This is a genomic window from Lonepinella koalarum, assembly GCF_004565475.1.
Lineage (GTDB): Bacteria > Pseudomonadota > Gammaproteobacteria > Enterobacterales > Pasteurellaceae > Lonepinella > Lonepinella koalarum.
In genome coordinates this window covers 19,958-40,849 of record NZ_SRHX01000010.1, presented here as the reverse complement: position 1 = coordinate 40,849, position 20,892 = coordinate 19,958, and the positions used below count along the sequence as shown (strand labels likewise).

15 protein-coding genes and 1 pseudogene are annotated in these 20,892 nt (G+C 41.5%); 4 read left to right on the top strand and 12 right to left on the bottom strand.

The annotated features are described in order from the left end of the window. Window positions 1-33 precede the first annotated feature (33 nt). The 9 genes from rpoC to E0709_RS10675 all read right to left on the bottom strand — a co-directional run bounded on the left by rpoC (window position 34) and on the right by E0709_RS10675 (window position 13,864). On the bottom strand, window positions 34-4,299 hold the full coding sequence (gene rpoC, locus E0709_RS10715) for a DNA-directed RNA polymerase subunit beta' (protein WP_132302855.1): 4,266 nt from the start codon (window positions 4,297-4,299) through the stop codon (window positions 34-36). A 95-nt stretch (window positions 4,300-4,394) separates the two neighbouring features. Then, complete coding sequence (rpoB, locus tag E0709_RS10710; RefSeq protein ID WP_132302854.1) at window positions 4,395-8,423, bottom strand: DNA-directed RNA polymerase subunit beta; 4,029 nt, start codon at window positions 8,421-8,423, stop codon at window positions 4,395-4,397. A gap of 304 nt (window positions 8,424-8,727) precedes the next feature. Continuing rightward, complete coding sequence (gene rplL / locus E0709_RS10705) at window positions 8,728-9,096, bottom strand: 50S ribosomal protein L7/L12 (protein ID WP_132302853.1); 369 nt, start codon at window positions 9,094-9,096, stop codon at window positions 8,728-8,730. Between the two features lie 57 nt (window positions 9,097-9,153). Further along, window positions 9,154-9,645: a 50S ribosomal protein L10 gene (gene rplJ, locus E0709_RS10700; RefSeq protein WP_132302852.1), complete on the bottom strand. Its 492-nt coding sequence runs from the start codon at window positions 9,643-9,645 to the stop codon at window positions 9,154-9,156. A 347-nt stretch (window positions 9,646-9,992) separates the two neighbouring features. Continuing rightward, entirely contained in the window at window positions 9,993-10,682 is a 690-nt protein-coding gene (gene rplA / locus E0709_RS10695) for a 50S ribosomal protein L1 (protein ID WP_132302851.1), read from the bottom strand. A 4-nt stretch (window positions 10,683-10,686) separates the two neighbouring features. Further along, the gene (gene rplK / locus E0709_RS10690; RefSeq protein ID WP_132302850.1) at window positions 10,687-11,115 is read right to left on the bottom strand and encodes a 50S ribosomal protein L11; all 429 of its coding nucleotides are present in this window, start codon (window positions 11,113-11,115) and stop codon (window positions 10,687-10,689) included. Window positions 11,116-11,306: 191 nt separating this feature from the next. After that, the gene (nusG, locus tag E0709_RS10685; RefSeq protein WP_132302849.1) at window positions 11,307-11,861 is read right to left on the bottom strand and encodes a transcription termination/antitermination protein NusG; all 555 of its coding nucleotides are present in this window, start codon (window positions 11,859-11,861) and stop codon (window positions 11,307-11,309) included. Between the two features lie 4 nt (window positions 11,862-11,865). Beyond that, entirely contained in the window at window positions 11,866-12,279 is a 414-nt protein-coding gene (gene secE / locus E0709_RS10680) for a preprotein translocase subunit SecE (RefSeq protein ID WP_132302848.1), read from the bottom strand. Between the two features lie 127 nt (window positions 12,280-12,406). Next, entirely contained in the window at window positions 12,407-13,864 is a 1,458-nt protein-coding gene (locus E0709_RS10675) for an aminoacyl-histidine dipeptidase (RefSeq protein WP_132302847.1), read from the bottom strand. A gap of 193 nt (window positions 13,865-14,057) precedes the next feature. Between E0709_RS10675 and gpt the strand changes: the two genes are divergently transcribed. From gpt to modC, 3 genes and pseudogenes are all read left to right on the top strand, one after another. Further along, on the top strand, window positions 14,058-14,516 hold the full coding sequence (gene gpt / locus E0709_RS10670; RefSeq protein ID WP_132302846.1) for a xanthine phosphoribosyltransferase: 459 nt from the start codon (window positions 14,058-14,060) through the stop codon (window positions 14,514-14,516). A 61-nt stretch (window positions 14,517-14,577) separates the two neighbouring features. Beyond that, window positions 14,578-15,294: a molybdate ABC transporter permease subunit gene (gene modB, locus E0709_RS10665; RefSeq protein ID WP_132302845.1), complete on the top strand. Its 717-nt coding sequence runs from the start codon at window positions 14,578-14,580 to the stop codon at window positions 15,292-15,294. Next, window positions 15,281-15,967 (top strand): annotated as a pseudogene (modC, locus tag E0709_RS10660) (molybdenum ABC transporter ATP-binding protein); the annotation flags it as partial. The gene modB and the pseudogene modC, both read left to right, overlap by 14 nt. Window positions 15,968-16,023: 56 nt before the next feature. Here the strand turns inward: modC and proS are convergent. Continuing rightward, window positions 16,024-17,739, bottom strand: a complete 1,716-nt coding sequence (gene proS / locus E0709_RS10655; protein ID WP_132302843.1) for a proline--tRNA ligase — start codon at window positions 17,737-17,739, stop codon at window positions 16,024-16,026. 52 nt (window positions 17,740-17,791) lie between these two features. Continuing rightward, window positions 17,792-18,529: a 3-deoxy-D-manno-octulosonic acid kinase gene (locus E0709_RS10650; protein WP_132302842.1), complete on the bottom strand. Its 738-nt coding sequence runs from the start codon at window positions 18,527-18,529 to the stop codon at window positions 17,792-17,794. Window positions 18,530-18,713: 184 nt separating this feature from the next. Here E0709_RS10650 and E0709_RS10645 point away from each other — a divergent pair, with 184 nt between their 5' ends. Further along, window positions 18,714-19,772: a glycosyltransferase family 9 protein gene (locus E0709_RS10645; protein WP_132302885.1), complete on the top strand. Its 1,059-nt coding sequence runs from the start codon at window positions 18,714-18,716 to the stop codon at window positions 19,770-19,772. A gap of 52 nt (window positions 19,773-19,824) precedes the next feature. Here E0709_RS10645 and galU read toward each other — a convergent pair whose 3' ends face one another. After that, complete coding sequence (gene galU / locus E0709_RS10640) at window positions 19,825-20,712, bottom strand: UTP--glucose-1-phosphate uridylyltransferase GalU (RefSeq protein WP_132302841.1); 888 nt, start codon at window positions 20,710-20,712, stop codon at window positions 19,825-19,827. Between the last annotated feature and the right edge of the window lie 180 nt (window positions 20,713-20,892).

Genomic DNA, 20,892 nt, shown 5'->3' with positions numbered 1-20,892 from the left:
GCAAAGGGCTTTTTCGTCAATTTAAATCAACGATTACTCATCATCCACCCTATTCAACATTTCTGTCAAACTAGCGGTTGGATCATCAGCGACCATATTGTTAAATTCCGCTTCAATTTCCGCTTCATCAGCGGCAGAGAATTTAACCACAGGTTCTTCAACTTTAAATCCAGCATTACGGTTTTTCACACGATTTTGGTGATAAGCAAAACCCGTACCGGCTGGGATTAAGCGACCAACGATGACATTCTCTTTTAAACCACGCAATTCATCACGTTTACCGGCCACGGCAGCTTCCGTCAACACACGTGTAGTTTCTTGGAACGATGCCGCAGAGATGAAAGATTCAGTCGCAAGTGATGCTTTGGTAATACCGAGTAATTCACGTTGGTATTCTACCAATGGTTTGCCCTCGGCTTCCCGTTTGCGGTTGACGATTTTAATGCGTGCCACTTCCACTTGCTCACCCTCTAAGAATTCAGAGTCATAAGCGTTGGTAATAATGGCTTTGCGCAACATTTGACGAACAATCACTTCGATGTGCTTGTCGTTGATTTTTACCCCTTGTAAGCGGTAAACTTCTTGCACTTCGTTGACGATATATTCCGTCACGGCGTGAACACCACGTAAACGTAAGATATCATGTGGGGTTTCTGCCCCGTCTGAAATTAAGTCGCCACGTTCCACCATTTCGCCTTCAAATACGTTGAGTTGACGCCATTTTGGAATCATTTCTTCGTACGCATCGGAGCCGTCTGTTGGGGTAATCAATAGGCGGCGTTTGCCTTTGGTTTCTTTCCCGAAGGACACGATACCTGAAATTTCTGCCAAAATCGCTGGCTCTTTCGGTTTGCGTGCTTCAAATAAGTCTGCCACGCGTGGAAGACCCCCAGTAATATCTTTGGTTCCGACGGATTCTTGTGGAATACGCGCTAACGGATCACCAATATTGATTTCTGCACCGTCTTCAAGGTTCACAATCGCTTTACCTGGTAAGAAGTATTGTGCAGCCACATCCGTACCTGGGATTAAAATATCGTTACCTTTGGCATCCACTAATTTAATCGCTGGACGTAAGTCTTTACCGGCTGTTGCACGTTCACCCACATCTTGCACTAAGATAGAAGATAAACCTGTCAATTCATCGGTTTGGCGTGTCACGGTCAAGCCGTCCACGATATCCACGAATTTCACGAAACCCGCTACTTCAGAGATAACCGGCATGGTATGCGGATCCCAGTTGGCAATGGTTTCGCCCGCTTCGACATCGCTGCCGTCTGCTTTGTTTAAAATGGTACCGTAAGGCAATTTATAATGCTCTTTGGTACGACCGAATGCGTCAATCACGGTTAATTCGGTATTACGAGAAGTTAAAACTAATTTACCCTCGTTGTTATTAACGAATTTCACGTTGGCTAAACGAATGGTACCGTTGTTTTTCACTTGCACGCTGGATTCTTTGGCTGCTGCAGATGCCGCACCACCGATATGGAACGTACGCATGGTTAACTGTGTACCCGGTTCACCGATAGATTGAGCAGCGATAACACCGACAGCTTCCCCTTGGTTAATCAAGTGACCACGTGCTAAATCACGACCATAACATTTCGCACACACACCAAAATCAGTGTTACAGGTTACCACAGAACGTGCTTTTACCGTATCCACGGAGTTTTCATCTAATACATTACAGAGTTTTTCGTCTAATAAAGTATTACGAGCGATTAACACTTCGTCTGTACCTGGTTTTAACACATCTTCGGCAGCAACACGACCTAACACTAATTCACGCAATGGGACTTTTTCATCGCCACCTTCAATTAATGGTGCCATCACGATACCTTCGTGCGTGCCACAATCATCTTCGGTGATCACTAAGTCTTGTGCTACATCCACTAAACGACGAGTTAAATAACCAGAGTTTGCAGTTTTCAATGCGGTATCTGCCAAACCTTTACGCGCCCCGTGGGTGGAAATAAAGTATTGTAATACGTTCAAGCCTTCACGGAAATTTGCGGTAATTGGGGTTTCAATAATTGAACCGTCTGGACGTGCCATCAAACCACGCATACCCGCTAACTGACGAATCTGTGCGGCAGAACCACGCGCACCAGAGTCAGCCATCATAAAGATGCTGTTGAAAGACGCTTGTTTTTCAGGATTACCGTCACGGTTGATCACTTCTTCCGTGGACAAGTTTTCCATCATCACTTTGGCAACACGTTCGTTAGCCGCCGCCCAAATATCGATCACTTTATTATAACGTTCGCCGGCAGTCACTAAACCTGATTGGAATTGCTCTTGAATTTCTGCCACTTCTTCTTCAGCAGCGGAAATAATTTCGTATTTTTTCTGTGGAATGACCATATCGTCAATACCAACAGATGAACCTGAACGTGCCGCGTAAGCAAAGCCGGTGTACATAATATGGTCAGCGAATAGCACGCTTGGTTTCATCCCCAAACGGCGATAGCTTTCGTTGATCAATTTTGAAATCGCTTTTTTGCCTAAGGTTTGGTTAAACAAGCTAAATGGCATCCCTTTTGGTGCGATCATCCATAAAATGGCACGACCAATGGTGGTATCCACTAAGTTGGTTTGTGGTTCAAATTCACCATCCGCATTTTTAGTGTATTCGGTAATACGCACTTTAACACGAGAATGTAATTCCGCCTGTCCTGTACGGTAGGCTTTTTCCGCTTCTCTCGGGTCTTGCAACAACATACCTTCGCCTTTGCCGTTCACTTTGTCACGGGTCATGTAGTATAGACCCAATACCACGTCTTGTGATGGCACGATAATCGGATCACCACTGGCAGGGGATAAAATGTTGTTGGTGGACATCATTAAGGCACGAGCTTCTAGCTGGGCTTCTAATGTCAATGGAACGTGAACCGCCATTTGGTCGCCGTCAAAGTCCGCATTGAACGCCGCACAGACTAATGGGTGTAACTGAATGGCTTTCCCTTCAATTAATAACGGTTCAAAGGCTTGAATACCCAAACGGTGCAAGGTTGGCGCACGGTTTAATAAGATTGGGTGTTCACGAATCACGTCCGCTAAAATATCCCATACGATAGCATCTTCACGCTCCACCATTTTTTTGGCAGCTTTAATGGTTGATGCGTAACCACGGCTTTCTAATTTAGCGTAAATAAATGGACGGAATAATTCCAACGCCATTTTTTTCGGTAAACCACATTGATGTAGGTGTAAGTATGGACCCACGGTGATTACAGAACGTCCTGAATAGTCAACACGTTTACCTAATAAGTTTTGACGGAAACGACCTTGTTTACCTTTGATCATATCTGCCAAAGATTTCAACGGACGGCGGTTTGAACCCGTAATCGCACGACCACGGCGACCGTTATCTAATAAGGCATCCACAGATTCTTGTAACATACGTTTTTCGTTACGCACGATAATATCTGGCGCAATTAAATCCAATAAACGTTTTAAACGGTTGTTACGGTTGATCACACGGCGATAGAGATCGTTCAAATCAGACGTAGCAAAACGACCACCGTCTAACGGTACTAACGGACGTAAATCAGGTGGTAACACAGGCAATACGGTCATCACCATCCATTCTGGTTTATTGCCAGACTGAATGAAAGCCTCGATTAATTTCAAGCGTTTGGTGATTTTTTTACGTTTGGTTTCCGAATTGGTTTCTTGCAATTCTTCACGTAACACTTCGCATTCATGTGGAAGATCCATATCACGCAAAATCGCTTGAATGGCTTCTGCCCCCATCTTCGCTTCAAATTCATCTTGGAAACGGTCTTCGGCTTCCAAATATTGTTCTTCGGTGAGTAATTGACCTTTTTCAAGATCGGTCATTCCCGGCTCAATCACGATGTAGCTTTCAAAATAAAGCACACGCTCAATATCACGCAACGGCATATCTAACAACAAGCCAATACGGGACGGCAGGGATTTTAAGAACCAAATATGGGCTACTGGAGAAGCTAACTCAATATGTCCCATACGTTCACGGCGAACTTTGGTTTGTGTTACTTCTACGCCACATTTTTCACAGATCACGCCACGGTGTTTTAAGCGTTTATATTTACCACATAAACATTCGTAATCTTTCACTGGTCCGAAAATACGGGCGCAGAAAAGACCGTCACGTTCTGGTTTGAATGTGCGGTAGTTAATGGTTTCTGGTTTTTTCACTTCACCAAATGACCAAGAACGGATCATATCAGGGGAAGCTAGACCGATTTTAATCACATCAAAATCTTCTGCAGTTTTTGATTGTGCTTTTAAAAATTTAACTAAATCTTTCACAGATTTTGCTCCTATCGGAGTTAAACGTATTCAAAGTGCGGTGTAAAAAATTAGATTTTTTTAACCGCACTTTAGCGGATAATTTGCCTGTCGGCTTACTCTTCGTCTAAATCAATGTTAAGACCAAGCGAACGAATTTCTTTCATAATCACATTGAAAGATTCTGGTGTGCCTGGTTCCATATAATGGGTGCCACCGACGATATTTTTATACATCTTCGTACGACCGTTCACATCATCGGATTTCACCGTCAACATTTCTTGTAAGGTGTAAGCAGCACCATAGGCTTCTAATGCCCAGACCTCCATTTCACCGAAACGCTGACCACCGAATTGGGCTTTACCACCCAACGGTTGTTGTGTAACAAGACTATAAGAACCTGTTGAACGAGCGTGCATTTTGTCGTCAACTAAGTGGTTCAATTTGAGCATATACATATAGCCGACCGTAACTGGACGTTCAAATTTTTCCCCTGTACGACCATCGTATAAGGTAATTTGACCTGAAGTCGGCAAGCCACCTAATTCAAGCAAGCCCTTGATTTCACTCTCGTGAGCACCGTCAAATACTGGTGTCGCCAATGGCATACCTTTACGCAAGTTTTCGGCTAAACGCAAGACTTCTTCATCAGTGAAGGTGCTAAGATCCACTTTTTGTGAACCACCACCTAAATCGTAGGCTTTTTGAATATAGCCACGCAATTTTTCCACTTCTTGTTTTTGTTTAAGCATTGCATTGATTTGATCACCAATCCCTTTCGCCGCTAAACCTAAGTGAGTTTCCAAAATCTGACCGATGTTCATACGAGATGGTACGCCCAATGGGTTCAACACGATTTCCACAGGTTGACCGTTTTCATCGTACGGCATATCTTCCACAGGGTTAATTTTTGAGATAACCCCTTTATTACCGTGACGACCCGCCATTTTATCACCTGGTTGGATATGGCGTTTCACCGCAAGATAGACTTTAACCACTTTTAACACGCCTGGGGCTAAATCATCACCTTGAATGATTTTGCCACGTTTCACTTCAAGTTTGTGTTCAAAGTCTTTGCGTAATTCTTCATATTGTTCGGCAAGTTGTTCTAATTGGTTTTGTTTCGCTTCATCGCTCAAGGTTTGTTCTAACCATTTCGTACGATCCATTTTATCCAATTCTTTTTCGCTTACGCCACCGTCAATTAATAGGTTACGCACACGAGAGAACAAGCCTGCTTCTAAAATTTCCAACTCTTCCACAAGGTCTTTTTTCGCTTGTTTGAGTTGCATTTCTTCGATTTCTAAGGCACGTTTGTCTTTCTCTACACCGTCACGGGTAAAGACTTGCACGTCAATAATCGTACCTGACGTGCCATTTGGTACACGAAGTGAGCTGTCTTTTACATCAGATGCTTTTTCACCGAAAATCGCACGTAATAATTTTTCTTCTGGAGTTAATTGAGTTTCACCTTTTGGTGTCACTTTACCCACCAGAATATCGCCGCCTTTCACTTCCGCACCGACATACACAATCCCTGATTCATCCAGTTTGCTTAACGCCGCTTCACCCACATTTGGAATATCTGCGGTGATTTCTTCCGAACCGAGTTTGGTATCACGTGCCACACAAGATAATTCTTGAATATGAATGGTGGTAAAACGATCTTGTTGCACCACACGCTCAGACACTAACATGGAGTCTTCAAAGTTATAACCGTTCCAAGGCATAAATGCCACACGGATATTTTGACCTAACGCCAATTCACCAAGATCGGTTGATGGACCATCAGCTAAGATTTCACCACGCCCCACTGGCTCACCTAAATTCACACAAGGAATTTGGTTGATACAAGTATTTTGGTTTGAACGGGTGTATTTAATCAAGTTATAAATATCAATCCCTGCTTCACCTGGAATGGTTTCGTCTTCGTTGACTTTCACCACGATACGAGAGGCATCCACATATTGGATTGTCCCACCACGTTTAGCAACCACAGCCACACCTGAATCAAGGGCGATTGGTTTTTCCATGCCTGTACCGACTAATGGTTTATCGGAGCGTAACGTTGGGACGGCTTGGCGTTGCATGTTCGCACCCATTAAGGCACGGTTCGCATCGTCGTGTTCCAAGAATGGAATTAACGCAGCCGCCACCGACACCACTTGTTGGGTGGAAACGTCCATATAATGAATATCTTCTGGGCGATATAACCCTGATTCACCGTGTTCACCACGAGCCGTCACAAAGGCATCAGTAAAGCGGAAGTTTTCATCAAGATTGGAGTTCGCCTGTGCGATCACATATTTACCTTCTTCAATGGCAGATAAATATTCGATTTCTTCGGTCACTTGACCATCGACCACTTTACGATATGGGGTTTCTAAGAAACCGTAGTCGTTAGTACGAGCATACACAGAAAGGGAGTTAATCAAACCGATATTCGGGCCTTCAGGGGTTTCGATTGGACACACACGACCATAGTGGGTGGTATGTACGTCACGCACTTCAAAGCCTGCCCGTTCACGGGTTAAACCACCTGGGCCAAGAGCTGAAATACGGCGTTTATGGGTCACTTCCGATAATGGGTTGTTTTGATCCATAAATTGCGATAATTGTGATGAACCAAAGAATTCTTTCACTGCAGCAGAAATTGGTTTGGCATTGATTAAATCTTGTGGTGTGACTGCATCTAAATCGCCTAAAGATAAACGCTCACGCACGGCACGCTCAACACGTACTAAACCAATACGGAATTGGTTTTCTGCCATTTCACCTACAGAACGAATACGGCGGTTACCCAAGTGGTCAATATCGTCCACTTCGCCACGACCATTACGAATGTCAATGAGTTTTTTCATTACATTGACAATGTCTTCTTTGCTTAATACGCCACTGCCTGCTTCTTCTTCAATGCCTAAAGAACGGTTGAATTTCATCCGACCTACTGCCGATAAATCATAACGATCTTGTGAGAAGAACAGGTTATCAAATAAACCTTCGGCGGCTTCTTTTGTAGGTGGCTCACCTGGACGCATCATGCGATAGATTTCCACTAACGCACTTAAACGATCACAAGACGGATCGACACGCAAGGTTTCAGAAATATAAGGACCAAAGTCTAAGTCATTGGTAAATAAGGTTTCAATGGTGGTGTAACCTGCTTGCGCTAATTTGGCTAATAGCTCTAGCGATAGTTCCATATTAGCTGGACAAATAATCTCACCACTTTCTAAATCCACATAATCTTTGGCGACCACTTCACCGATAATATATTCGGTTGGCACTTCAACTTTATCGATATTATCTTTTTCTAAAGCGCGAATATGACGGGCAGTGATACGACGACCACGTTCGACATAAACTTTGCCATTGGCTTCAATGTCAAAGCTGGCGGTTTCACCACGTAAACGCTCTGGCACCAAGGTCATTAATAATTTATTATCTTGAATTTCAAATTGTACTTTCTCAAAGAATAAATCCAAAATTTCTTCAGTGGTGTAGTTTAAGGCGCGTAAAATAATGGTTGCCGGTAATTTACGGCGGCGGTCAATACGTGCAAATAAGTTATCTTTCGGATCAAATTCAAAATCTAACCAAGAACCACGATAAGGGATAATTCTGGCGTTATATAATACTTTCCCAGATGAGTGGGTTTTGCCTTTGTCAGAATCAAAGAATACACCCGGACTGCGATGTAATTGTGAAACGATAACCCGTTCTGTACCGTTGATCACAAAGGTACCATTTTCAGTCATCAGCGGGATTTCACCCATATACACATCTTGTTCTTTAATGTCTTTGATGGTACCCGGTGCCGCATCTCTATCATAGCTGACTAAACGTAATTTTACACGCAATGGTGCGGCAAAAGTGGTACCTCGAATTTGACATTCTCGCACATCAAATACTGGCTGACCTAATTGATAACTGACATATTGTAATTCTGTACTACCATTATTACTCACGATAGGGAAAACAGAACGAAATGCCGCTTCTAAGCCTTGTTGTCCTTCAGGATCTCTTTGGATAAATTTATCGAAAGAATCTAATTGGATTGTTAATAAATAAGGTACATTTAAAACTTGCGGACGTTTGCCGAAGTCTTTACGAATACGTTTTTTCTCGGTATAGGAGTAAACCATTGGGGTTCCTCTGTAATTTTTTAGTGTGACCGAATTGCAACAGTTTAAAAGTGCGGTGAAAAAAATAAAAATTTTTGCCGACCTGTTACAATGATTTGAATCCGTTTGTTAGATACCGCACTCTGAACCTTACTTCTGATGAGCGGATTGTCATTAAGCTAACAGATTGATTTAACTTAATTTATCGACAATAAAACGGTGGTTTTATTTATGCTACCTTGATAGCACAAAATGGCTGACGGTATTCCGTCAGCCACTTTCCCAGAAAATCTGGTTTCCGAAGTGGAAAAAGTGTCAATCAAAATTATTTGATCTCTACTTTTGCACCCGCTTCTTCTAATTCTTTTTTCAATGCTTCTGCTTCTGCTTTAGCAATGCCTTCTTTTAAGTTAGCTGGTGCAGATTCAACTAAGTCTTTCGCTTCTTTTAAGCCTAAACCTGTTGCACCACGTACTGCTTTGATCACAGCAACTTTGTTTGCACCCACTTCTGCTAATACTACATCGAATTCAGTTTTTTCTTCAACTGCTGCCGCTGCACCTGCTGCTGGAGCTGCTGCCGCTACTGCTGCTGAAACGCCGAATTTTTCTTCCATCGCTGCGATTAATTCAACGATTTCTGATACTGATTTTGAAGCAATCGCTTCGATTAGTTGTTCGTTAGTTAATGACATAACAATCAATTCCTAAAGTAAATAAGTTGATAAACGATTTAAGAAGTGCTTTTAAAATTAAGCGGCTTCTTGTAATTTGTCGCGTAATGCTGCAAAAGTGCGAACAAGTTTGCCTGCCGCAGCTTCTTTCATTGTACCCATTAAACGTGCAATCGCTTCTTCGTAAGTTGGTAATGTTGCTAAGAAATTTACATCCTGCAATTTACCTTCAAAGGCTGCACCTTTTAATTCAAACTCTTTATTTGTTTTTGCAAATTCAGTGAACAAACGTGCTGCTGCACCTGGGTGTTCATTAGAAAATGCAATCAGAGTTGGACCAGTAAACGTATCTTTTAAGCATTCGAATTCTGTCCCCTCAACGGCACGGCGTAATAAAGTATTACGAACCACACGCATTGAAACGCCAGCTTCACGAGCTGTTTTACGTAACTCAGTCATTTTATCAACTGTTACACCACGGCTATCCGCGATAACAGCTGATAGGGCACCTTTGGCTGCTTCATTTACTTCGGCAACAATTGCTTGTTTGTCTTGAAGATTTAATGCCATTGGCTTTTAGCTCCTGAATACACTCCGATTTCTCGGAATTAAACTACCTAATAAAATATTTATTAGGACGACTTCGGTGTACAGAAGCAGAAAATTCTTTTTCTGTTCACCATCTACGTTGGATATTAAGGCGACTGATTTTATGTCACCACCTACGGTCTTGGATGGGGCTTGATTTGGCAAGCACCATCAATACTTCGCTATATTTTGCTATATATTACAATATATTTCGCAATACATTTTGCAAAATTAGGTCGGCAATTATAGACGACTTTTTCCTATTGGTAAAGTCATTTCTATAAAAAAGTGCGGTAAAAAACCGCACTTTTGTCAAACCGAGTCATCAATTAAAGTGAAGACTGATCAACAGCTACACCTGCACCCATAGTGGTAGAGATGCTCACTTTCTTGATAAAGATACCTTTTGCACTGGTTGGTTTTGCTTTCACTAAAGCAGCCAACAAGGCTTGTAAGTTTTCTTTTAATTGTTCTGGAGCAAAGTCAGCTTTACCGATAGTTGAATGGATAATACCATTTTTATCATTACGATAACGAACCTGACCAGATTTTGCGTTTTTAACCGCTTCGGCCACGTTTGGTGTGACGGTACCTACTTTCGGGTTTGGCATTAAACCACGTGGACCTAATACTTGACCTAACTGACCGACAACACGCATTGCATCTGGTGATGCAATTACAACGTCAAAGTTCATTTCGCCTTTTTTCACTTGCTCGGCAAGATCTTCCATACCCACTAAGTCTGCACCAGCGGCTTTGGCTGCGTCTGCATTGGCACCTTGAGTAAACACAGCCACACGCACTTCACGACCTGTACCATGTGGTAACACAGTGGCACCACGTACGTTTTGGTCTGATTTACGTGGATCAATACCTAAATTTACTGCCACATCTACGCTTTCTTTGAATTTAGCGGTGGCGAATTGTTTTAACACTGCAATAGCTTCGTTAATTTCATACGCTTTAGTAGAATCTACGGTCTGCTTGATTGCTTTCATTTTTTTAGTCAATTTAGCCATCGTATTATTCCTCCACCACTAAGCCCATTGAACGAGCTGTACCAGCGATTGATTTCATTTTAGTTTCAATAGTTGCACCAGTCATATCCGCTGCTTTCGTTTCAGCGATTTGACGAACTTGCTCTAAGGTTACTTTACCCACTTTATCTTTGTTCGGTTTACCTGAACCAGATTTGATACCCGCTGCTTTTTTCAATAATACCGCCGCTGGTGGAGTTTTAGTAATGAACGTGAATGAACGGTCTGCATATACCGTAATAACTACTGGAATTGGTAAACCTTTTTCTAAGCTCTCAGTACGAGCGTTGAATGCTTTACAAAATTCCATGATGTTCACACCTTGTTGACCTAATGCTGGACCAACTGGTGGTGATGGATTAGCCATACCCGCTGCAACTTGCAACTTAACGTATGCTTGGACTTTTTTTGCCATGTTTAAGTTTCCTTCTATGTGGGTGATAACGCCGCCAAGCTTTACTCAAGCAGCTCCCCTGTTTATTTCCTTGCGAATGCAAGATTTCTATTTACCCTAACACAAGGCTAGGACGTTAAAAGGGCTGTATTTTAATCAAATTTTAGGGCGTATGCAATACGCCCCTACTACTTTTTATAAAATACCATCCATTAATGGGCTTTTTCTACTTGACTAAACTCAAGTTCAACGGGTGTCGCACGACCAAAAATAGAAACAGATACTTTAACTCGACCTTTTTCATAATCTACTTCTTCCACGGTACCATTAAAGTCAGCAAATGGTCCCTCCGTCACTCGCACTTCTTCCCCCGGCAAGAACGTATTCTTCGGACGTGGTTTATCCGCATTTTGTTCGACACGATTTAAAATTAAATCCGCTTCACGCTGACTAATTGGCAACGGCTTATCTGCTGTTCCACCAATGAAACCCAATACTCTCGGCACACTACGCACCAACTGCCATGTATAATCATTCATTTCCATTTGAACTAACACATAGCCCGGAAAAAATTTGCGTTCACTTTTACGACGTTTACCCGCCACATTCTCAATCACTTCTTCGGTAGGTACAAGCACTTCACCAAACTGATCTTCCATGTGGTTTAATTTAATATATTCACGCAATGTTGTCGCTACTCGACCTTCAAAACCAGAGAAAGCCTGTAATACATACCAACGTTTTTTAGCTGCTACTGTTTCTGTCATAGGATTAGAATCTCAAATTGGTTAAGAAATCAAGGACGCTAATAATAATGCTGTCAAACGCCCATAAAATTAATGAAACAACTACTGTTACACCAGCCACAATTAATGTGGTTTGTGTAGTTTCGGAGCGAGTTGGCCACACCACTCTACGCATTTCAACACGAGCATCACTAAAGAAAGCGAGAGCTTTTACCCCCTGATTAGTAATGGCTGCCAAGCCCAAAGCAACGGCAATTAATACCACAATACCGACCACACGAATAGCGGTTGAATATTGTTCTGCAAAATAAATATTACCTACCGCAGCGACAATGATGACAACGATAGCTAATAACCATAATAAACGGTTTAAACCAACGGATTTTTGCCCTGCTGTTTGCTCAGGTGCATGTTTCTTTTTCTCGGTAACAAGAGCCATAAATTAACCTATCAATAAAATATAAAATTCGGGACATAGGATCTATTGACCCTAATTAGAACGAGCGATTGTATCACTTTCTTTACTATTTTCATATCAAATTTTTAGCTGCCCCCAATTTTTCTATTTATTTTTGTTCTGGAATATTCGCCAATACTTTGGTCAATAGCGCCCAATAAATTTGTACAGCAGGAATATGCACTTTTTCATCAGGGGAATGAGCATTTTCAATAGTTGGTCCAAAAGACACAATTTCCATCGCTGGATAAGCCTGTTTAATTAAACCACATTCCAACCCTGCATGAATGACTTTAATGGTTGGTTCAGCACCTAATATTTCCGCATAAATGCGTTGGGTTAAACGCAAAATATCGGTATCTGGGTGAGGTTGCCAGCCGGGGTAATTACCAGAAAGGGTGACTGTTGCATCACATAAAGATGTCAAAGACGACAATAAACTTGCCACATATTGTTTACCACTTTCTACTAAAGAGCGAATTAAAATCAACCCCGTTACTGCATCGTCTTCGGTTTTTAACACACCAATACTGCTTGATGTTTCCACCACACCATCAACAACATCACTGTAACGATTTACGCCATTTGGTAATGCATTAACTAAATGAATAGCTTTATGTGTAGATACTTTGTCAAAGATCATTTCTGCTTTTTCAATCAGTTGAGCGGTAAGTGTAGCATTCGGTTCAGCCATGGCTAATTCATCTTGTAATAAATGTTGGAAATTTTGCACCGCAGTTTTTAAGGCGTTTTCATCATTCACACAAACTATCGCATGTGCCTCACGCGGAATGGCATTACGCACCGAACCGCCTCGAATTTCTGCTAAAGCAAATGAAAAGGCTTGAGTTTGTTCAATATTTGCTAAGAAACGAGCAAATAATTTAATCGCATTAACTCGATTTGTATTAATTTCACTGCCAGAGTGACCACCGCGCAAACCTTTTAAAGAAAGTTGATACGTATGTGCAAAAGTATTTTTTTCACGTTGAATCGGCAAACTCACTTTAGCATCTTCACCACCAGCACAACCAATATAAATTTCGCCATTTTCTTCCGTATCGGTATTAATCATCACATCAGATTGTAACCAATTTGTTTTTAAATGGTGCGCCCCATCCATACCAGCTTCTTCCGTCATGGTACATAACACTTCCAATTCTGGATGGGCTAAATCATCTGCATCTAACACCGCTAAGGCTGATGCCAAACCAATACCATTATCTGAACCCAAAGTTGTCCCTTTCGCTTTTACCCATTCTCCATCCACATAAGGTAAAATTGGATCCGTTAAGAAATCATGTGTAGATCCCTCATTTGCTTGCGGTACCATATCCATATGGGCTTGCAATGCGACTTTTTGGCGATTTTCCATGCCTTTACTGGCTGGTTTACGAATTAATACGTTACCAATTTGATCTCGTTCTACAAAAAAACCTTTTTCTTTCGCCCAATCCACAATAAATTGTGCGACTTTTTCTTCGTGATGTGATGGACGTGGAATAGTACAAAGGCGATCAAACCATTGCCATAAACGTTTTGGTTGTAATGTTTGAATATCTGACATAATAATTCCTCCTTTAATAAAAAGATCGTCTCATTATGGATCAATTTCTGGTTTTATACAAATATTCCTGATATTTCGCTGATTTTCCACAAAAAATACGATAGAAAAAACAAAATTTCTAGCATTCACCGCCGATAAAATGGTATGCTTACACAATTTTTAAATTTCTCTCAAATAAGTTAAGGATAAAATGATGAGTGAAAAGTATATTGTCACTTGGGATATGTTCCAAATGCACGCTCGCAAACTGGCTGAGCGTTTATTACCAGCCACACAATGGAAAGGCATTATTGCTGTCAGCCGTGGTGGTTTATTTCCTGCCGCCGTATTAGCACGTGAATTGGGACTACGCCATGTTGAAACTGTGTGTATCTCCAGTTACGATCATGATCAACAAGGCGAATTAAAAGTCTTACATGCAGCTCAAACTGACGGTGATGGCTTTATCGTAGTGGACGATTTAGTAGATACAGGAAATACCGCGCGTGAAATTCGCAAAATGTATCCAAAGGCAAAATTTGTTACCGTTTTTGCCAAGCCGGCGGGGGCGCCATTAGTGGATGATTATGTGATAGATATTCCACAAAATACTTGGATTGAACAGCCATGGGATTTAGGCTTAGGCTTTGTGCCACCGATTGTGCGTAAATAATTGTATAAATACTTGTAGAGCGGATTTGTGAGTCCGCCCTTTTAATAACAAAATTCGCTATATGATTGAATATATAAAACTTTCACCATCTGAAATAAATGCCATTATTTTAAGTTTAAAAGTCGCTCTGTGGGCGAATATTTGGGCGTTACCCTTTGCGATTGCGATTGCGTGGTTATTAGCTCGCAAACAATTCTGGGGCAAAGCCTTACTTAATGGTATTGTTCATTTACCGCTTGTGCTACCGCCGGTAGTGATCGGTTACTTACTGCTTATTTCCATGGGACGCAATGGATTCATCGGTAAATATATTTCGCAATGGTTTGGTTTTACCTTTGGATTCAGCCTTAACGGTGCTATTTTAGCTTCCGCCGTGGTCGCATTTCCCTTAGTGGTACGTTCTATCCGTTTAGCCATTGAAAGCATTGATATGCGTCTTGAACAAGCTGCCCTAACACTCGGATCTTCACCATGGCGAACTTTTTATACCATCACCTTACCTTTAGCGTTCCCAGGTATTTTGGCCGGTATGATTTTGGGCTTTGCCCGTTCTTTAGGTGAATTTGGGGCAACTATTACCTTTGTGTCAAACATTCCCAATGTCACGCAAACCATACCACTCGCCATGTATTCCTTTATCGAAACTCCAAATGCTGAAGGAGCAGCAGCTCGCCTTTGTTTAATTTCCATTATTATTGCGTTACTCTCACTGATTATTTCCGAGTGGCTCGCCAAACGGACACAACAAAAATTGGGGCAATCTGATGCTAGACATTAATGTAAGTAAACGCTTAGGCAATTTTGAATTACAACTTAACGCTCAAATTCCGAGCCAAAATGTCACCGCACTTTTTGGCTTGTCAGGTTCAGGCAAATCCACCGTGATTAATTTAATCAGTGGGTTAATTCATCCTGATCAAGGTTATATTAAATTAAATGACAAAATTTTAGTGGATACCAAAAAAGGTATCTGCCTCCCGCCCAATAAACGTAATATGGGCTATGTTTTTCAAGATGGACGTTTATTTCCACATTATTCTGTAAAAGGAAATTTGCGTTACGCCATGCAATCCAAAAGCAGAAAAAATGCGGTGGAATTTGACCGAATTGTGCAACTACTCGGCATCGAACACTTGCTAAATCGTTACCCCATCAGCCTGTCTGGCGGGGAAAAACAACGTGTCGCCATTGGAAGAGCGTTATTAAGTCAACCTGAAATGTTGCTGATGGACGAACCTTTATCCGCCCTTGATTTACCCCGTAAACAAGAGTTATTAAGCTATTTAGAAAACCTCGCCCAACAAATCGCTATTCCGATTTTATATGTCACCCATAGTGTAGATGAACTCACCACATTGGCAGAGCAAGTGATCTTAATGGAAGATGGCAAAATGATTGCTTTTGATAAGGTGGATAATGTGGTAAGTTCATCTTTGTTTGAGAGATGGAAAGGATAAACAGGCAAAAAAATGACCGCACTTTGACGGTCATTTCAATTTTTAGGTTCTTAAGCTTTCACATTCTCTTTTAAAAACGCTAACAATTCATCTTTTGCAATCATCTGCCTTTCCCCTGTACGGCGGTTTTTGTATTCAATTTCACCGTTAGCCAGATTTTTCTCACCGATCACCACCATATGTGGTACGCCGATCAATTCCATATCCGCAAACATGACACCGGGGCGTTCTTTGCGATCATCAAAAATCACATCGACACCTTGCGATTGCAAAGTGTGGTATAACTCTTCAGCAAATTGTTGTACGCTTTCGGACTTGTACATATTCATTGGCACAATCGCCACGGTAAATGGGGCAATTTCATCGCTTGACCAAATAATCCCACGCTCATCATGATTTTGCTCAATCGCCGCTGCCACCACACGGGTGACACCAACACCATAGCAACCCATTGTGATCACCAACGGTTTACCGTCTTCGCCTTGCACGGTGGCTTTCATGGCTTCGGAATATTTCGTCCCCAACTGGAAAATATGCCCCACTTCAATGCCCCGTTTAATTTGCAATGTGCCTTTTCCGTCTGGACTTGGATCACCATCGACGACGTTACGCAAATCAAAAATTTCAGGCAACGCCACATCACGTTCCCAGTTCACATTGAAATAATGTTTGCCGTCAATATTGGCTCCCACCGTAAAATCAGACATTAATGCCACGGAGCGATCAATCACCGCTGGAATCGGTAAATTCACCACACCTAATGATCCCACACCCGCCCCAATTTTGGCTTTAATTGTGGCTTCATCAGCAAATTCTAATGGATCAGCGACTAACGGGTGTTTTTGAGCTTTCACTTCATTTAATTCATGATCACCACGTAAGATTAAGGCGATTAACGGCTGTTCTTCTGTTGCCCCTTTTACAATCAAGGTTTTGGCGGTTTTCTCAATTGGCAGATTAAACTGTTCTACTAACTCTGCAATGGTTTTGGCATTTGGCGTATCCACTAATTCCATCGCTTTAGTTGGTTGTGAACGTTCACCTACCGCCACCGCTTCCGCTAATTCAATATTGGCGGCAAAATCACTTTCGGTAGAAAATACCACATCATCTTCACCGCTTTGAGCCAGCACTTGAAACTCATGTGATGCGGAGCCACCGATTGAACCTGTATCCGCTTGTACTGCACGGAAATCTAAGTTTAACCGATTGAAAATATTGCTATAAACCTGATACATCACATCATAGGTTTGTTGTAAACTTTCTTTCGTGGTGTGGAAAGAATAAGCGTCTTTCATCACAAATTCACGGGAACGCATTACGCCAAAACGTGGTCGAACTTCGTCACGGAATTTAGTTTGAATTTGATATAAATTCAGCGGTAACTGTTTGTAAGAACTGATTTCACGGCGAATAAGATCTGTGATCACTTCTTCGTGCGTCGGTCCTAACACAAAATCGCGTTTGCCACGATCGGTAAAACGCAATAACTCTGCACCATAATCCTGCCAACGCCCTGATTCTTGCCAAAGTTCGGCAGGTTGTACCACAGGCATCAGCACTTCAATGGCACCGCCTTTGTTCATTTCTTCACGAATAATATTTTCAACTTTTTTCAATACTTTAACACCTGTTGGCAACCAGTTATATAAGCCAGATGCCATCGGGCGAATCATACCAGATCGAAGCATTAACTGATGGCTCACCACTTGAGCATCATTCGGGGTTTCTTTTAGCGTTGAAAATAAATATTGACTTGTACGCATTGGTATTCCTAATTATTTTATCTATTCAAAAAAAATTTGCGGTATTCTATCATTAAATCTGGTGATTGTGATAACCGGTTAATAAATCTTGCCAATTTTGCGTGCTAAATTGAATTTTCATCCGTTCAATTTCCTTATGAAAAGAACGCTGTAATCGTTCAAGATTACCTTGTTTCCAAAAATCCCCTGATTTTTCACCGCACTTATCAAAATCTAACAACCAACATTTTTGCCCTGTTGCTGTCTGTTGGAGCAAAATATTATGGGCGTTTAAATCCGTATGGCAAATTTGCAAATCGTGTAACTGACGAATTAAGCTACCAATCTGTTGCCAAATTTCTGGGGGCAAGGTTTGATGTTGTAAAACCGCGGTTAAATCCTGTGCATTTTCGATCTTTTCCATCAAAATATCGGCACGATAACAAATACCTAACTTACCTTTTTCAACGACCGCCATAATTGGCTTCGGCACAGGCAAACCCGCTAAGTATAATTTTTGCAACAAACGTAATTCGGCAAAACTGCGGGTTTGTGAAAGTACGGTAAAACGGTAGCGATCTCGAATAATTTTACCCCACAAACCGCCACGATAATAATGACGTAAGCTGGCATTAACACCGAATAGATCAGCGGTTTGTAAAAAATAAGTGGTACCACGTCCTTTGGCCGTGCCTGAAACTCGCCCTTGCTTTTGCCAATAGTCAGGTTGGAAAAATTGGGTATAATCCAATTCACTATAACGTTCATCAGAAAGTAAAAAAAACTGGTTTTGATGTTGTCGTTCAATCATTTTATATTCCTTGTTGGCGTTCGCATCATTCTACTTTAAAATAGGGGTATTTCGCAATTGTAGGGGCGTATTGCATACGCCCAATAAATGTAATAATCAAAAATTGTTAAAACCCTACAATCGAGCATAAGGGCGTATGCAATACGCCCCTGTGTTAATGAATTTAGCAATTAAAGGATCCATTATGTCCCTGTTTAGCCCAAAGCATCCGCCCAAATCCCTTTGTATTCTCCGCCTTTCCGCCATTGGTGATATTACTCACGCTTTAGCGGTGGTACAAGAAATTGCTCGGTTTTATCCTGCTTGTCAAATCACTTGGATTGTGGGAAAGGTGGAGTATGCTTTATTATCGCAGGTGATGCCTGAAAATTCGCCTATTGATTTAGTTATATTTGATAAAAAAACAGGTTGGCAAGGCGTTTTTGCTTTATGGAAACAGCTAAAAAATCAACCATTTGATGCCTTATTAAATATGCAAACCGCTTTCCGTGCATCTATTTTATCTTTAGGTATTAAAGCCAAATATAAAATCGGTTTTGGTAAAAAACGCTCAAGAGAAGGACAATGTTTTTTTGTTAATCAACGGGTGAATGATCCTGACAATCCCCATGTGTTAGACGGTTTCATCGTATTTGCCGAAAAAATTGGCGTAGCAAAATTTACCCCTCATTGGCAATTAAACCTTTCTTTGCCAGCACAACAAAAGGCAAAAACCTTTATTCAGCCAAACCAACGCAATCTGATTATTTCCCCTTGTTCCAGCAAAGCGGAAAAAGATTGGCTGATTGAACGCTATGCGGAGCTCGCCAATGTTGCTACTCAACAAGGCATTAACGTGATTTTATGTGGTTCTTCTGCTTCACGAGAAATGGAAATTTGCCAAAAAATCACCGCACTTTGTGATAATCAGATAACCAATGCCTGTGGAAAAACCAATTTGGCTGAATTGACCGCTTTAATTCAACAAGCGGATTTAGTGATCGCCCCTGATAGCGGTCCTGCTCATATTGCCACCATGGTGGGAACGCCTGTTATTGGTCTGTATGCTTATCATAATCCTTGGCGAACAGGTCCTTACCATAATTTAGATAATGTGATTTCGGTCTATGAGCAAAATGCGTTAAAAGAATTCCATAAGCCATCTAGTGAATTACCATGGGCAACCAAATTATCGGGTAAAAATTTGATGGCAGAAATTGAAGTGAAAGATGTGGTGAATGAAATGCGGAAACTGGGATTTTAAAGCAAGTTAGGGTTCGTTTGAACGTACCCTAATCCTGTTTTTATCTCGCCTATTACAAGGTTTTAGCTAATTTTTTCAAATAGTCTTTAAATGGTTTGCCTAATTTTTCATGTTGTAACCCATATTCCACAAAGGCTTGCATATAACCAATTTTATCACCGCAGTCGAAAGACTCTCCGGTCATGTGGAAAGCTTCTACGGTTTCTTTTTCGATCAGCATATCAATGGCATCGGTTAATTGAATTTCATCACCGACACCAACTGGAGTTTTTTCTAATAAACGCCAAATTCCCGCTGAAAATACATAACGCCCCACAACGGCAAGATTAGACGGTGCTTTTTCTACACTCGGTTTTTCCACCATACGCGCAATTTTGGCACTTTCACCACCCGCAAAATCCACACCGTCACAGTCTGCGATACCGTAACTACTCACGTCTTTTGGATCCACTGGAGCAACCATAATTTGGCTATTGCCTGTTTGTTCAAAGCGTTTGATCATGGCAGCAAGATTTTCGGTTTTTTGATTAGCGGTAAAATCCGCTAATAGTACATCAGGCAACACCACCGCAAAAGGTTCATTCCCCACCACAGGACGACCACATAACACGGCGTGCCCCAACCCTTTGGCGTTACCTTGACGGACGTGCATAATAGTGACATCTTTCGGACAAATAGATCGCACCTCTTCCAATAACTGGCGTTTTACACGCTTCTCTAACATCGTTTCTAATTCAAAAGAGGTGTCGAAATGGTTTTCAATGGCATTTTTAGAAGAATGAGTGACCAGCACAATTTCTTTCACGCCCGCATTCACACATTCATTCACCACATATTGAATCAGCGGTTTATCCACCAAAGTCAACATTTCTTTCGGAATGGCTTTCGTGGCTGGCAACATGCGAGTCCCTAAACCTGCTACAGGAATAATAACTTTCATTTTTTGTCCTTTTCTAAAGGTAGTCCCCGTCTTTGCCGCCTGAAAATCATTTAATTTGTAGGAAAAATTGTACTGTTTGAGCGTAGCGAGTTTACAATTTTTCCGTTAAGCAAATTGAATGATTTTCAGGAAACAAGGCAAAATCGGGGCGTGTTTCTTTTTGCTTACTTTTGCTTTGCA